This window comes from Streptomyces sp. NPDC004435, from assembly GCF_042873895.1.
GTDB lineage: Bacteria > Actinomycetota > Actinomycetes > Streptomycetales > Streptomycetaceae > Streptomyces.
In genome coordinates this window covers 128,298-142,387 of the sequence record NZ_JBIAMB010000002.1, presented here as the reverse complement: position 1 = coordinate 142,387, position 14,090 = coordinate 128,298, and the positions used below count along the sequence as shown (strand labels likewise).

The window sequence follows — 14,090 nt, the reverse complement described above, 5'->3', positions numbered from 1 at the left end:
CAGGAGTCAACGATGAGACTGCGCAAAGCCCTCGGCGCCGCCGGGGCCCTCCTCGGCAGCGCCGCCGCGCTCGTCCTCGGCGTCCCGACCGCCCAGGCGGACACCGTGACCGCCGGCACCGCTCCCGCCCTCCGCTTCGTCAGCTACAACATGTGCGGCAGCGGCAGCCCCTGCACCGACGCCCTCGGCTACACCGACGAGGCGAAGTACACGACCATCGTCGACCAGACGAACGGCTCCGTCTGGAACGCCGACCAGATCTTCCTCCAGGAGGTCTGCCGCTACCAGTACGACGAGCTCGCCCGGCGGCTCGCCCCCAAGGGTTTCCAAGGGCTCTACACCACCACCGTGCAGCTCGGCACCGGATCCACGCTCTGCGCCAAGGGCCCCGACGGCACCAAGGGCGACTACGGCATGGCCGTCCTCGTCAAGGGAACCGTCACCGAGCGGAAGGTGCTCGACCTCACCGCCGGCGGCGAGACCGAACCCATCAAGTCCCCCTGCGTGAAGAGCTACACCCAGGGACGTGCCAACTGGGCCTGCTCCGTCCACCTCTACTGGGCCGCCGACCCCACCCTGCGCAACCAGGAGGCCCGGTTCCTCGCCTCCCAGGCCGCCGCCTGGCAGGAACAGGGACTTCCCGTCGTCCTCGGCGGCGACTTCAACGACACTCCCGGATCCACCATGGCCGGGACCTTCTACGGCCCCGCCACCGGGTCGGGGACCGGCACCTTCACCGAGGTCGACGAGACCGACAAGGACTACTTCACCAGCGCCTGCGCCACGGCGACCCGGTGCCGCAGCGGCGAGACCACCTTCGGCAGCAGCCGACGGAAGATCGACTACATCTTCCTCTCCTCCGCCCACTTCAAGAACGTCAAGGGCGACGTCCTGCCCCGGGTCACCGACGCCTCCGACCACGACATGGTCCGCGGCGCCGCCACCTGGGCCGACTGCGGCCCCGCCGGCACCACCGACGGCCTCTTCCGACGCGACGCGAGCGGCGCCCTCTACCGCTACGCCGGGCAGACCGACGGCAAGCTCGCCGCCCCCTGCAAGGTCGGCAGCGGCTGGGGAATCATGGACAAGGTGGCCCAGGACGGCACCACGCTCGTCGCCGCCGACGACAGCGGCGTCCTCTGGCGCTACCCGGCCGACCCGGCCACCGGTGGTTATTCCGGGTCCACCCGTGTCCAGGCCGGGACCGGCTGGCAGGCCAACGACGTGCTCCTCGCCCCCGGTGACTTCGACGGCGACGGCAAGCGCGACCTGATCGGCCGCGACACCGCCGGAGCGCTGTGGCTGTACCCGGGCGACGGCGCCAACGGCTACGGGGCCCGCAAGCAGATCGGCACCGGCTGGCACATGTTCGACGCGCTCGTCGCCCCCGGTGACTTCGACGGCGACGGCAGGGCCGACCTGATCGGCCGGGACACCGGCGGCGGCCTCTGGTTCTACAAGGGCAACGGTGCCGGTTCCTACGCGCCGCGCGCCCAGATCGGCTCCGGCTGGCAGATCTACTCCGCGCTGGTCGCCCCCGGTGACGTCAACGGCGACGGCAAGGCCGACCTGATCGGGCGCGACGCCGACAACGACCTGTGGCTGTACAAGGGCAACGGCGCGGCGTACTACGCGCCGCGCGTCCAGATCGGCTACGGCTACCCGGGCGGCGAACTGCTCTTCTGAACGCCGTTGACGGCGAAGGCCGCCGCCCGGGTAGGGGCGGCGGCCTTCACGGCGTGCGTACGGACGTCGGTGCGGACGCCGGTGAGGACGTCAGTGAGGACGTCAGTCCTTCTTCGGCTCCTCCAGGCGCGGGAAGAGAACCGCGCCCTTCGTCACCGTCGCACCGGCCGGGAGCTGGCCCCAGCGGGCCGCGTCCTGGACCGGCTGCGCGGCCAGGGCGCCCAGCCCGGCCTCGGCACCGAGGGAGTCCCACAGCTTCTGGGACGACTCCGGCATGATCGGGTTGAGGAGGACGGCGGCGGCGCGGAGGGACTCGGCGGCCGTGTAGAGGATCGTCGCCAGGCGGGCCCGGCCCTCCTCCGACTCGTCCTTCGCGACCTTCCACGGCTCCTGCTCCGTGATGTAGCCGTTGACCTGCTTCACGAAGTCGAAGACCGCCAGGATGCCGCCCTGGAAGTCCAGCTCCTCGCCGATCTTGGCGTCGGCCGTCGCGACGGCCTTGGCCAGACCCTCCTGGACCGCCTTCTCGGCGTCGCCGTCGGCCGCCGAGGCCGGCAGCTCGCCGCCGAAGTACTTGCCGACCATCGCCGCCACGCGGGAGGCGAGGTTGCCGTAGTCGTTGGCCAGCTCGGAGGTGTAGCGGGCGGAGAAGTCCTCCCACGAGAACGAGCCGTCCTGGCCGAACGCGATCGCGCGGAGGAAGTACCAGCGGTACGCGTCCACGCCGAAGTGCGAGGTCAGGTCCTGCGGCTTGATGCCGGTCAGGTTCGACTTCGACATCTTCTCGCCGCCGACCATCAGCCAGCCGTTGGCCGCGACCCTGCCCGGCACCGGGAGGCCCTGCGCCATCAGCATCGCCGGCCAGATCACCGCGTGGAAGCGGAGGATGTCCTTGCCGATCAGGTGGACGTTCGCGGGGAAGGTCTCGTCGAACTTCTCCGGGTTCTCGTTGTAGCCGACCGCCGTCGCGTAGTTCAGCAGCGCGTCGATCCACACGTAGATCACGTGCTCGCTGTCCCACGGGACCGGGATGCCCCAGTCGAAGGTCGAGCGCGAGATGGAGAGGTCGTCCAGGCCCTGCTTCACGAAGTTCACGACCTCGTTGCGGGCCGACTCCGGCTGGATGAAGCCCGGGTTCGCCTCGTAGAACTCCAGGAGCTTCGGGCCGTACTCGCTCAGCTTGAAGAAGTAGTTCTCCTCCTTGAGGATCTCCACCGGCTTCTTGTGGACGGGGCACAGCTTCGTGCCGTCCTCCGCCTCGATGAGATCGCCCGGGAGCTTGAACTCCTCACAGCCGACGCAGTACGGGCCCTCGTAGCCGCCCTTGTAGATCTCGTCCTTGTCGTACAGGTCCTGCACGAACTCCTGGACGCGGTCCGTGTGACGCTTCTGCGTGGTGCGGATGAAGTCGTCGTTCGCGATGCCCAGGTGCTCCCAGAGGGGCTTCCAGGCTTCCTCGACGAGCTTGTCGCACCAGGCCTGGGGCGTGACGTTGTTCGCCTCGGCCGTGCGCATGATCTTCTGACCGTGCTCGTCCGTGCCGGTGAGGTACCACACCTTCTCGCCGCGCTGACGGTGCCAGCGCGTGAGCACGTCGCCTGCGACGGTCGTGTAGGCGTGGCCCAGGTGAGGAGCGTCGTTGACGTAGTAGATGGGGGTCGTGACGTAGAACGCCTTCGCCCCCTGCTTCTCGGATCCAGTGGCCGCCATGGTCGAAATCCTAACGGGCGTACGAAGATCCACTCACATCGAGCGAGTCGGGAGCAGGGGGCGGAGCCGGGGCTTCCGGAGGGGCTACAGGGACAGGCCGGTGACGACGCCCCGGTAGAACTCCGCGTGCGGGGTCTCGACCGGCGCCGGGCCCGCGAAGTGCGTGGCGGTACGGTCCGCGGTGAGCTTCCGCAGGTAGTCGAACGCCTTGCCGTCCTCCTCGCCCCAGGCGGTGAACCGCCAGTGCACCGGCCGGCCGGCGGCCTCCGCGAGGGCCTGCGTCGCGGCGGTACGGGACTCGGGGGCGCCGTCCGTCTGGAAGATCACCAGCGCCGGGCGGGCCGGGTCCGCCTTCTCGTGGTGGGCCAGGACCTCCTCGACGGCACGGTGGTAGTTCGTCCGGCCGAGACGGCCGAGACCGGCGTTGATCTCCTCGACGCGGGTGGGGGTGAGGTCGGCGGGGGTGAGGTCGACGACCCCGTCGATGTCGGTCGAGAAGAAGACGGTGGTCACCGTCGCCTCCTCGTCCAGGTGCGCGGCGAGCGCGACGGCCTGCTCGGCGAGGCGCTGCACGGAGCCGTCCTTGAAGTACCCGCGCATCGACCCGGACCGGTCGACCACCAGGTACACCTGGGCCCGGGCCCCCTCCAGCCCCTCCTTCCGCAGCACACCACCCGCGGCCTTGTACGCCTCCGCGAGCTGCGGCGCGACGCCCTTGACGCGCGCGAGCGAGAGGGCGGACTTGCGGCCCGCGGCCTCGGAGGGGGCGACCCCCTCCGCCTCCGGCGCGGCCTCGTCCGCGAGCGCCGCCACCGGCTCCGCCTGGGCGGGGACGTCCGCGGCGGCTGCCGGCTCCACCTGCGCGGTCTCGTCGTCGTCGGCTCCGGCCGTCGGCGCGGACTCCGCGTCGGCGGTGGCGGCGGGCTCCGACGCCGCTGCGTCGGCCACAGCCTCCGGCTGCGCCTCCGCGGTCGCCTCGGGCGCGTCCGTACCGGCCTCGGACTCCGCCTCCACGGCGGTGTCCTCGCCCGTGGCGACGGCGTCCGCTTCGGCGGTCGCCTCCGCCACCGTGCCGGTGGCCGCCTCGGCCGGCGCCTCCGGCGCGGCCTCGACGGTGCCGGCCTCCGGCTCCGCGTCCGCCGGGGCGGCGGCGGCCGGGGCGGTCTCGTCCGTGACGACGACCGTCGGCTCCGCCGGGGCGGCTTCGACGGTGTCGGCCGCGTCGGCCGGGGCGGCGGGGGAGGTCTCGTCCGTGACGACGACCGTCGGCTCCGCCTCGGCGGCCCCGTCCGCGGCGGCCGTCTCGCTCGCAGCGCCCACCGCATGCGGGGCGGCCTCTACGTCGGCGGCCTGCGGCTCCGCCTGGGCGGCGGCCTCCGTCTGCGGCTCCGCCTCGGTGGCCGCCTCGGCCTGCGCCTGCGGCGCGGCCTCGACGGCGTCGCCCTCCGGCTTCGTCTCGGCGGTCGTGGCCGCTTCCGGCTCCGCGCCGGTGCCCGGCTCCGCATCCGCGTCGGCGGGTACCTCGGTGGCCTCCGCCGTCGGGGCGGGCTCGGACGGCTCCGTCTCGGCTGCGGCGGTGGTCACCGGTGCCGGCTCGGCCTCGGCGGTCGCCTCGGTCTCCACCTCCGCCGCTTCCGCCGCCTCCGGCTTCACGGTGTCCGTGCCCGGGACCGCCTCAGTCTCGGCGGCGTCGGCCACGGCCTCCGGCGCCGACTCCTCGGCGTCGGCCACGGCCTCCGGCGCCTTCTCGGCCGCGTCGGCCGCCGCCTCCGCCGCTTCGGCGGTCGGCTCCGGGGTCGACTCCGTCGCCTCGGGGGCGGACTTCGGCGCGGGCGTCGGCTCCGTGGGCTTCGTGGCCGGTTCCGGTTCCGCTTCCGCCGTGGCCGTGCGGGCCTTGGGGATCTGGGGGTTGTCGAAGGCGGCGGCCACCATCGCGTCGGCGGTCCTGCGCGCGGCGTCCTCGGGGACCTCCGCGGCGGGCGCCGGAGTGGCGGCCGGCTCCGGCGCTTCGACGGGCTCCGGGGCCCGGTCCTGCGCGGGGGCGGGCGCGTCACCGGGTTCGCGGGACTGGGGCGGGACGGAAGGGGTCGCGTGATCTTCGCGGTCACGGCCGAACACCTTGCGCAGCAAGCTCCGAATACCCATGGGCGAACCCTTTCGCATGAGTTGGATGCGGTATGCGTCCTTCATCCCTGGCCAGGGCGGACACGTAAGGTTAGCGGCCACGTCCTCCGGTTCTCGGGACCCCGTCGGTCACGGTTGCCGCTCATTCATCCGGCGTTCATTCCGCCGCCGCCCGCGTGCAGATGTGCGCACATACCGTCGCGGCCGGATGGATTCCCGACACCATGTCGGCGCACTTCTGCGCCGGAGGAGGACGAAGTGCGCAAGCTGCTGCCGATGATCGGCTCCCACTCCCACGCGGGCGGTCGTTCCGCGCTCACCTGCCGGTTCCGTTGCGGTGACGCCTGCTTCCAGGAAGTGCCGAACACCAGCGACAACGAGTACGTCGGTGACGTCATCGCCGGTGTCCTGTCCCGCCGTTCCGCGCTGCGGGCCGCCGCCGTCGTGACCGTGGCCTCCGCCGCCGGCGGCTCGCTGGTCGTCGCCGGAGCGCCCGAGGCGCAGGCGCACGGCGGGCACAAGCCCCACTGGCCCGCCCCCAAGACCGACGGCGCCCGCGGCCTCCGCTTCGCGCCGGTCGCGCCGAACACCGCCGACCAGGTCACCGTCCCGTCCGGGTACGGGCAGAACGTCGTCATCCGGTGGGGCGAGCCGATCCTCCGCGGCACCCCCGCCTTCGACGCCGAGAAGCAGACCGCCAAGGCGCAGGCGGGCCAGTTCGGTTACAACAACGACTTCCTCTCCCTGCTGCCGCTGCACCGGGAGTACGGCCGGCAGGTGCTCGTCGCCAACCACGAGTACACCGACGAGCAGCTGATGTTCCGCGGGTACGACGCCGCCAACCCGACCCGCGAGCAGGTGGAGATAGCCTGGGCCGCGCACGGCCTCTCCGTCGTCGTGGTGCAGGAGGAGCGCCGTACCGGCAAGCTCACCCCGGTCTCCCGCCACTACCTGAACCGCCGGCTCCACACCGGCAGCGAGTTCGAGCTGACCGGTCCGGTCGCCGGTTCCGCGCTCGTCCGGACCTCCGCCGACCCCCGGGGCCGTACCGTCCTCGGCACGCTCAACAACTGCGCGGGCGGCACCACCCCGTGGGGCACCATCCTGTCCGGCGAGGAGAACTTCAACCAGTACTTTGCCAACGGCTCGTCCGCCACGGACAAGCGCTACGGCGTCGGCACCGGTGCCTCCGAGCGCAAGTGGGAGCGGTTCGACAAGCGCTTCGACCTCGCGCAGGAGCCGAACGAGATCCACCGCTTCGGCTGGGTCGTCGAGCTCGACCCGTACGACCCGGAGTCCACGCCCCGCAAGCGCACCGCGCTCGGCCGGTTCAAGCACGAGGCCGCCCAGCCGCGCCTGACCGCCGACGGCCGCCCGGTCGTCTACATGGGCGACGACGAGCGGTTCGACTACTTCTACAAGTTCGTCTCCTCGAAGCGGATGATGAAGGGCGACTCCCGCCGGGCCCACGCCCACAACCTCACCCTGCTCGACGAGGGCACGCTCTACGTCGCCAAGCTGACCGGCGACTCCCCGGCCGCCGAGATCGACGGCACCGGCAAGCTCCCCAACGACGGCGAGTTCGACGGTTCCGGCACCTGGATCCCGCTGGCCACGGCCGGCCCGAAGGGCGCCGTCTCGCACGTGCCCGGCATGACCGCCGAAGAGGTCTTCGTCTTCACCCGCCTCGCCGGGGACAAGGTCGGCGCCACGAAGATGGACCGCCCCGAGGACGTCGAGCCGTCGCCGCGCACCGGCCGCGTCTACGTCGCCCTGACGAACAACACCAACCGCGGCAAGGGCACCAACCCCGGTGTCGACGAGGCCAACCCGCGCAACCTCAACAAGCACGGCCAGGTCCTGGAGCTCGCCGAGCACTGGGACGACCCGACCTCGGACGGCTTCGCCTGGCGCCTCTTCCTCGTCGCCGGCGACCCGAACGACCCGGCCACCTACTTCGCCGGCTACCCGAAGGAGAAGGTCTCCCCGATCTCCTGCCCGGACAACGTGGCCTTCGACCCGCACGGCAACCTGTGGATCTCCACCGACGGCAACGCCCTGGGCACCCACGACGGCCTGTTCGGCGTCGCCACCCACGGCGAGCGCCGCGGCGAGCTGAAGCAGTTCCTCACCGTCCCCCGGGGCGCCGAGACCTGCGGCCCGATCATCCAGGACCGCCGCGTCCTGGTCGCCGTGCAGCACCCGGGCGAGCTCGACGGCGCCACCGTCGAGAACCCCGCCTCCGCCTGGCCCGACGGCCCCGGCAAGATCGTCCGCCCGTCCGTCGTCGCCGTCTGGCGCAACGACGGCCGCGACATCGGCGTCTGACCGGCGCCGGAACCACAAGGCCCGTCAGGCCCGGGGAGCCGGGGCCCGGGAGGCCGAGGCCCGGGCGGCCTGGGGGCGGTCAGCCGACCCCCAGGCCCTCCCGGAAGCGGACGAACTGGTCCTCCGGGTCGCCCGTGTACGCCCACGGCACCCACGCCGCGCGGTTCCCGAGCAGGCCGAGCAGCTCACGGGCCGGCTCCACCTGGCCCGCGTAGCAGGCGGCGTGGGCGAGGAAGTTGAGGTCTCCGACCTCTTCCGGCGCGACCGGCCGGGAGGGGTCCCGGCCGCCGATCCAGCGGTCGTAGGTGCGGCGCAGCTCGGTGACCGCCAGCTCGTGCTTCCAGTGCTGGTCGAAGCCGCGCACCGGGCCGCGTCCCAGCGCCCCGTCCGCGATGTAGCGGTACTCCTCGACCCGCGCCACCTGCACCAGGACCGGCAGCGCGGAGCCGGGCGGCGCCACCCCCGCCGCGTCCCGCGCGAAGTCGTACATCGAGCCGTGGGTGCCGTGCCAGCGCGCCGACAGGTAGCGCAGGACCTGCACGTGGCCCTCGGTGTTGTACGGGTCGCGGCGGCGCAGCTCGTCGAACCAGTAGCGCAGTTCGCGGCGCTGCACCCCGCCCTCGTACAGCCGGGCGACCGACAGCAGCGACACCCAGGGCATCGGGTCGGCGGGGGCCGCGTCCGCCGCGCTCCGGCAGGCGTCCACGGCGGCGTCGAGCCGGGACCGGTCCACGGCGGCGCCCCGGCCGGCCGCGATGGCCGCGTCGAAGACCCGTACCACCTCGGTCGCGGCCCGCAGTACCGCCGCGTCGGCGCTGTGGGGCTCGGCGGCCCGCCACGTCTCGACGGTGGAGCTGCCGGCGGCGGCGTGCGAGAGCAGCCGGATCCGGTGGGTGCGGCGGGCCCAGTCGTCGCCGGTCGCGGCGATCAGGTCGCGCACGCCCTGCCAGCGGCCGATCACGATGTCGTGGCGGGCCTCCGTCAGCGCGCGGTCACCGTAGTCCGGGTCGAAATCAGGCGTGAACCGCTCTCCGCGGGACCGTCTGAGGGCGCGTCGGCGTACGCCCATGAGGACCTCCTTCGGTCGGTACCTCTGAAGAGAGGAGGGGTGGAGGAGAACGGTTCGTCAGAAATCCGTGGCGTAGCTCTTGTCCCTGCGGGTGTGCGGGGAGGCCGGGGCCGACTCGTCGGCGGCGGCGAGGGCGCGGGAGGCGTCCAGGCGGGCGGGCCGGTAGTAGTCGCTGCCCTTGCGCCAGTACACCGTCATCGGGACGACGCCGACGGCGAGCCCGCCGAGGCCGATGGTGAGGGCGGTGGTGGACAGCTCGCCCAGCGACTCGACGAACACCCACAGCATGAACGCGGAGCCGAGCAGCGGCCACACCCCGCCCAGCAGCAGGTTCTTCGCGGAGCGCAGCAGCAGCGACTTGTACGCGACGGCGGCGGCGATGCCCGCCAGGCCGTAGTAGAAGGCGATCTGGAGGCCGATCGCGGAGACCGCGTCCCGCAGGATCCGCTGCACGGAGCCGGCGGAGGCCGCGGCGGCGAAGAGGACGAGGGCGGCGGCGCCGACGGCGACGACCGCGACCCACGGGGTGTTCCAGCGGCGGTGGACCCGGCCGAGGGCCGCGGGCAGGGTCCGGTCGCGGCCCATCGCGAAGAGCGAGCGGGTCACCTGGAGCAGGGTCGTCTCCAGGGTCGCGACCGTGGACAGGATCACGGCGACGACGAGCAGCTTCCCGCCGACGCCGGGCCAGATCTCCTGGCCGAGGACGGCGAGGACGTTCGGTCCCGCGGCGAGGATCCGGTCGGCGGGCAGCAGCACGTTCACCGCGACGGTGAACGCCACGAAGAGGACGAAGACGAAACCGACGCCGACCAGCGCGGCCAGCCCGGCCGTCCGACGGCTGTTCCGGGTCTCCTCGCTGAGGTTGCTGGTGACGTCCCAGCCCCAGTAGTAGAACGCGGCGATCAGCGCGCCCGCCGCGAAGCCCTCCGGCCCGTGGAAGTGCCCGAGGCCGAACCAGGACCAGTCGAAGGCGACCGCCCGGCCGCGGTGGGCGACGGCCGCGAGGACGAAGGTCAGCAGGATCGCCATCTCGATCCCGGACATGAGGAGTTGGGCCCGTACGGTGAGCCGGGCGCCGCCCAGCACGACGCCGAGCATCAGCAGGAACCAGCAGGCGCCGACGGCGGCGGCCAGCGGAGTGGAGGCGGCGAGGTCCGCGTCGAAGAGGGCGAGGGTCAGCGCCCCGGCCGGCAGCGAGCCCGCCACCATGAACACGGTCGCCGCGAGGACCAGCGCCCAGCCGGAGAGGAAGCCCAGGAAGGGGTGGAGCGTGCGGCCCACCCACGAGTAGCCGGCGCCCGCGTTGACGTCGATCCGGCCGAGGCGGGCGTAGGCGAGGACGATGCCGAACATGGGTATCGCGCAGTACAGCAGCGCGGCGGGCCCCGCGAGCCCGACCGCCCCGAAGAGCACGGCGGTCGTCGCGGCGAGCGAGTACGCGGGGGCGCTGCCCGCGACGGCCATGACGATCGTGTCGAAGGTGCCGAGGACATTGGGCTGGAGCCCTCTGCTCGTGGTCGTGCGCATGGCGGTGTCCTCGGAGTCCTGGGAGCGGGTGTGGGGGGTTCCGGACGACGGAGGGTGAGGAGGGTGAGGAGGGTGCGGAGGGTGCGAAAGGTGCGGGGGTGACGGCGGGGATGGCGGCGGGGATGGCGGCGGGGCGGGGCGAAGTGGCCCGTTCGGCGGGCCGGGCGGCCGGCCGGAGGTGGGCGCGGGCAGGGGAGTGGGCGCTGATCACGTCGGGGCGGTCGAGCGCATCGTAGTCGTCCCGGTGGATTCCGGTAACGGTGGCAGGAGGGTTCCGTTCCGTGACCGCCGGTAAGTCCTTCCCCGCGCCCCGCGTACGGTCGCGGAAGGGGTTTGCCACCGCCTCGAAGGGGGCTAACGCAGCTCGGGACCGGCGATCGCGCGGGCCGCGCGCACCTCCTGGCGGAGCGGTGCGAGGACGCCGTCCTCGTCGTCCGGCAGCTCGGCGCGGACGGCGAAGAGGGTGTCGGTCGCCCGCAGTCCCTCGGCGAGTTCGCGCAGCTCCCGCGCCACCTCCGTCACCTCCTTCGGGTCCGGCGGGGCGGCGCCGTGCGCCACCCGGATCCGGGCGGCCGTGGTGGCGTCCACGATCCGTTCGACGGCGATGGCCAGCGGCCACCAGGCGGCGGCGCGGGTGCCGGTCGGCGGCGGCTCGGTCAGGGCGCGCTGGAACTCGGAGCGGACCGCCGACAGGTCCCGGTACAGCTTGCGGCGGGCCCGCAGCCGTCCCGCGTCGGCGTCGGCTCCGAACGCGCGGTCCACGTACGCGGCCGAGTCGGCGACGGCGTCGGCGAGCCGGTCGCCGATCCGGCTGTGCCAGGACTCCGGCCACAGCAGGTACCCGGCGATCAGCGCGATGGCACAGCCGATGAGGGAGTCGTAGAGGCGGGGCAGGACGAGGTCGAAGCCCTGCTGGTTGAGGGCGTCGGAGAGCAGCAGGATGACGGGGGTGATGGCCGCCGTCTGGAAGGCGTAACCCTTCGCGGAGAAGGCCGGGATGAGCGCGGCGAGCACCATCATCACCGGCACGTCCCACCAGCCGCGGGGCACCTCGGCGAGGACCAGCGCGGCGGAGACGAGCCCCAGGCAGGTGCCGACGGCGCGCAGCACGGCCCGCGAGAACACCGAGCCGAAGTCCGGCTTCATCACGAAGGTGACGGTGAGCGCCACCCAGTACGAGCGCGGCACGGCGACCAGCGACACCAGGGCCTGGGCGAGGCCGATGCACAGCGCGAGGCGGAGCCCGTACCGCCAGGACGGCTCGGAGAGCAGCATCGTGCGGGCGGCGCGGCGGGCGCGGACGGTGAGCGAGGCGGGCCGGCCGAGGCGGTCGTCGACGTTGTAGGGGTCGGGTTCGGCCTCGTGGACGACGGTGGCGGCGTGCCGGAGGGCGTGCTCGACGGCCTTCTCCGCGGGGCGGGTGGACGGCGGGAGGACCAGCTCGGGGCGCTCGGTCCGGCCGCTCTCGACCGCGTCGGCGAGGTCGCGGACGGTGGCGGCGACGGCGGCCGGCAGCGGCCCGTACAGGCGGACCCGCAGGTCGGCGGCGGGCGCCGCCTCGAGCAGCGGCACCAGCACGTTGAGCTGGGCGAGCAGCCGGGCCAGCGAGGTGGTGCGGCCGTGCTGGCGGGTGCGGCGGGCCAGGATCAGGTCGTACGACTGGTTGAGCGAGGCGGTGACCGCGTGCCGCTTCTCCTGGTACGCCTCCGAGCCCGCGGCCTCGTACAGTTCGGCGACCGTCCGGTAGGTGGCGGCCACCGCGGCCCGCTCCGGCGCGGCCCGCCGCAGCGGCCAGCCGAGCAGCGTGAGGACCAGCACCACGAGTCCGCCCGCGGTCAGCAGCAGCGGCGCCTTCCACCACGGCTCCGGCATCGGCAGACCGGCGCCGACCACGGCGTTCAGGAGCAGCAGCAGTCCGGAGGCGGAAGCGACCGCGCCGATCGAGGAGATCATCCCCGAGACGAGCGCGACCAGCGTCAGCGTCACCACCGCGAGCCACCCCTGCCCGAAGACGAGCGTCCCGAGCGTCACCCCGAGCGCGCCGAACAGCTGCGGGACGGCGATGTTGAAGACCCGCATCCGGTACGCGTCGGCGGTGTCGCCGATGACCCCCGACAGCGCCCCCATCGACACGAGCGCCCCGTACGCCGGCTCCCCCACGGCCAGGCCCACCGCCAGCGGCAGCGACAGCGCGAGCGAGGCCCGCACGACGGCGGCCCACGGGATGGGCGCCGGTGCGGGCCGGAGACCTGCGGTCAGCCACGCGGGAGGAGCGAGGCGTACGGATCCTGCGGGGCGTGCCATGCGTCCAACTTACGCGGGCGGCGCGGGAGTCAGTTGCGGTAGGACTCGACCTCCGCGGCGGGGCGGAGGGCGGCGGTGTCGGGGTCTTCGCCGAACTCGGCCTTGGCGCGGCGCTGGCGGAGCAGGTCCCAGCACTGGTCGAGGCGGACCTCCAGGGCGGCGAGGCGTTCGAGTTCCTCCGGGGGGAGGCCGCCGGTGCGGCTGCGGAGGGCGCGTTCCTCCTCCACGAGCGCTCCGATGTCGTCGAGGATCTGCTCGTTGTCCATGCTCCCAGCGTCGCCGATCAGCGTCCTTCCTGCAGGTCGAGGTCGGCGACGACGGCGCGGTGGTCGCTGCCGGGGAGGGACGGGAAGCGGGTGGCCCCGGCGACGAGGTCGGTGGTGGTGAGGACGTGGTCGATCTGGACATAGGGCGGCAGGGGGCCCTCGGCGGGCCAGGTGGGGGTGCGGGAGGCGCCGGTGGCGCGGGCGGCGTCGCGCAGGAAGCCGGCGGCGGCGACGGAGCGGAAGGCGGCGTGGTCCTGGGAGGCGTTGAAGTCGCCGGCGACGATCAGGGACTCGTCGGACGGACGGGCCGCCACCTCGTCCCGGAGGCGGGCCAGCTCGGTCTTCCAGAGGCCGACCTGGCCGGGGAGGGGCGGCATCGGGTGGGCGAGCTGGAGCCGTACGGACCGCCCCGCGACGGTCGCGGTGGCGCCGGGCATGCCCATGGTGGAGGGGACGACGGACCGGTCCCGGAGCGGGTAGGCGCTGAGCAGGACGGAACCGGCGGAGCCCTCCGCGTCGACGGAGACCCGGTGCGGGAGCAGGCCGGTCAGGGCGGTGGTGAGGGCGCGCCCGCAGGCGGGGTCGCACTCGGAGACGTACAGGAGCTGGGGTCGCTCCCGGCGCGCGAGGGCGATGAGGGAGCCGGTGGCCTGCCCGAACTCGACGTTCGCGGCGATGACGCGGATCCGGGCGAGTGAGGGGCCGTACGGGGTGACGAGCGTCGGGGTGTACGGCAGTGACGCCCAGGCGGTGCCGGTGAGGACGAGCACCGCGACGAAGGCCAGCGTCCGGCGGCGGGCGGCCGCCGCGAGCAGCAGCCCCAGACCGGCGGGGACGGTCAGCCAGGGGAGGAAGGAGAGCAGCTGGGGGAAGGGGGTGATGCCGTCCTCGTCCAGTGCCCGGCAGGCGGCGACGGCCGCGGGGACGGAAAGGAGCAGCCCCGCGGCCCAGGCGAGCGCGCGGTCGCGGTGCCTGGGCCGGAGGGGTGGCGAGGGCGGTGCGGCGGGTGTGGTGGGTGCGGTCGGTGTCGCGGGCGGGGTCGTGCCGGGCGACGTGGTCAGGGCTGCTCGGTCCAC

At 73.5% G+C, this 14,090-nt stretch carries 9 protein-coding genes; 2 read left to right on the top strand and 7 right to left on the bottom strand.

The window, feature by feature from the left end:
* Positions 1-12: 12 nt before the first annotated feature.
* On the top strand, positions 13-1,686 hold the full coding sequence (locus tag ACFYT9_RS03845; RefSeq protein ID WP_389160757.1) for an FG-GAP-like repeat-containing protein: 1,674 nt from the start codon (positions 13-15) through the stop codon (positions 1,684-1,686).
* A 102-nt stretch (positions 1,687-1,788) separates the two neighbouring features.
* On the opposite strand, the gene metG is transcribed toward ACFYT9_RS03845, so the two are convergent.
* Together metG and ACFYT9_RS03835 are read right to left on the bottom strand one after the other, a co-directional pair.
* Positions 1,789-3,396, bottom strand: a complete 1,608-nt coding sequence (gene metG / locus ACFYT9_RS03840) for a methionine--tRNA ligase (RefSeq protein ID WP_389160756.1) — start codon at positions 3,394-3,396, stop codon at positions 1,789-1,791.
* A gap of 84 nt (positions 3,397-3,480) precedes the next feature.
* Complete coding sequence (locus ACFYT9_RS03835; RefSeq protein ID WP_389160754.1) at positions 3,481-5,541, bottom strand: VWA domain-containing protein; 2,061 nt, start codon at positions 5,539-5,541, stop codon at positions 3,481-3,483.
* Between the two features lie 237 nt (positions 5,542-5,778).
* On the opposite strand from ACFYT9_RS03835, the gene ACFYT9_RS03830 reads away from it, so the two are divergent.
* The gene (locus ACFYT9_RS03830; RefSeq protein ID WP_389160752.1) at positions 5,779-7,848 is read left to right on the top strand and encodes a PhoX family protein; all 2,070 of its coding nucleotides are present in this window, start codon (positions 5,779-5,781) and stop codon (positions 7,846-7,848) included.
* Positions 7,849-7,927: 79 nt separating this feature from the next.
* Here the strand turns inward: ACFYT9_RS03830 and ACFYT9_RS03825 are convergent, their stop codons facing one another.
* The 5 genes from ACFYT9_RS03825 to ACFYT9_RS03805 form a co-directional block, all read right to left on the bottom strand.
* Positions 7,928-8,917 carry a hypothetical protein gene (locus tag ACFYT9_RS03825; protein WP_389160751.1) on the bottom strand — a complete coding sequence of 330 codons (990 nt, stop codon included), beginning with the start codon at positions 8,915-8,917 and terminating at the stop codon, positions 7,928-7,930.
* A gap of 57 nt (positions 8,918-8,974) precedes the next feature.
* On the bottom strand, positions 8,975-10,444 hold the full coding sequence (locus ACFYT9_RS03820) for an APC family permease (protein WP_389160750.1): 1,470 nt from the start codon (positions 10,442-10,444) through the stop codon (positions 8,975-8,977).
* Between the two features lie 354 nt (positions 10,445-10,798).
* The gene (locus ACFYT9_RS03815; RefSeq protein WP_387273645.1) at positions 10,799-12,748 is read right to left on the bottom strand and encodes an FUSC family protein; all 1,950 of its coding nucleotides are present in this window, start codon (positions 12,746-12,748) and stop codon (positions 10,799-10,801) included.
* Positions 12,749-12,777: 29 nt separating this feature from the next.
* A complete protein-coding gene (locus tag ACFYT9_RS03810) occupies positions 12,778-13,014 on the bottom strand; it encodes a DUF2630 family protein (protein WP_376595349.1) in 237 nt (78 codons plus the stop codon).
* Positions 13,015-13,031: 17 nt separating this feature from the next.
* A complete protein-coding gene (locus ACFYT9_RS03805) occupies positions 13,032-14,090 on the bottom strand; it encodes an endonuclease/exonuclease/phosphatase family protein (RefSeq protein WP_389160747.1) in 1,059 nt (352 codons plus the stop codon).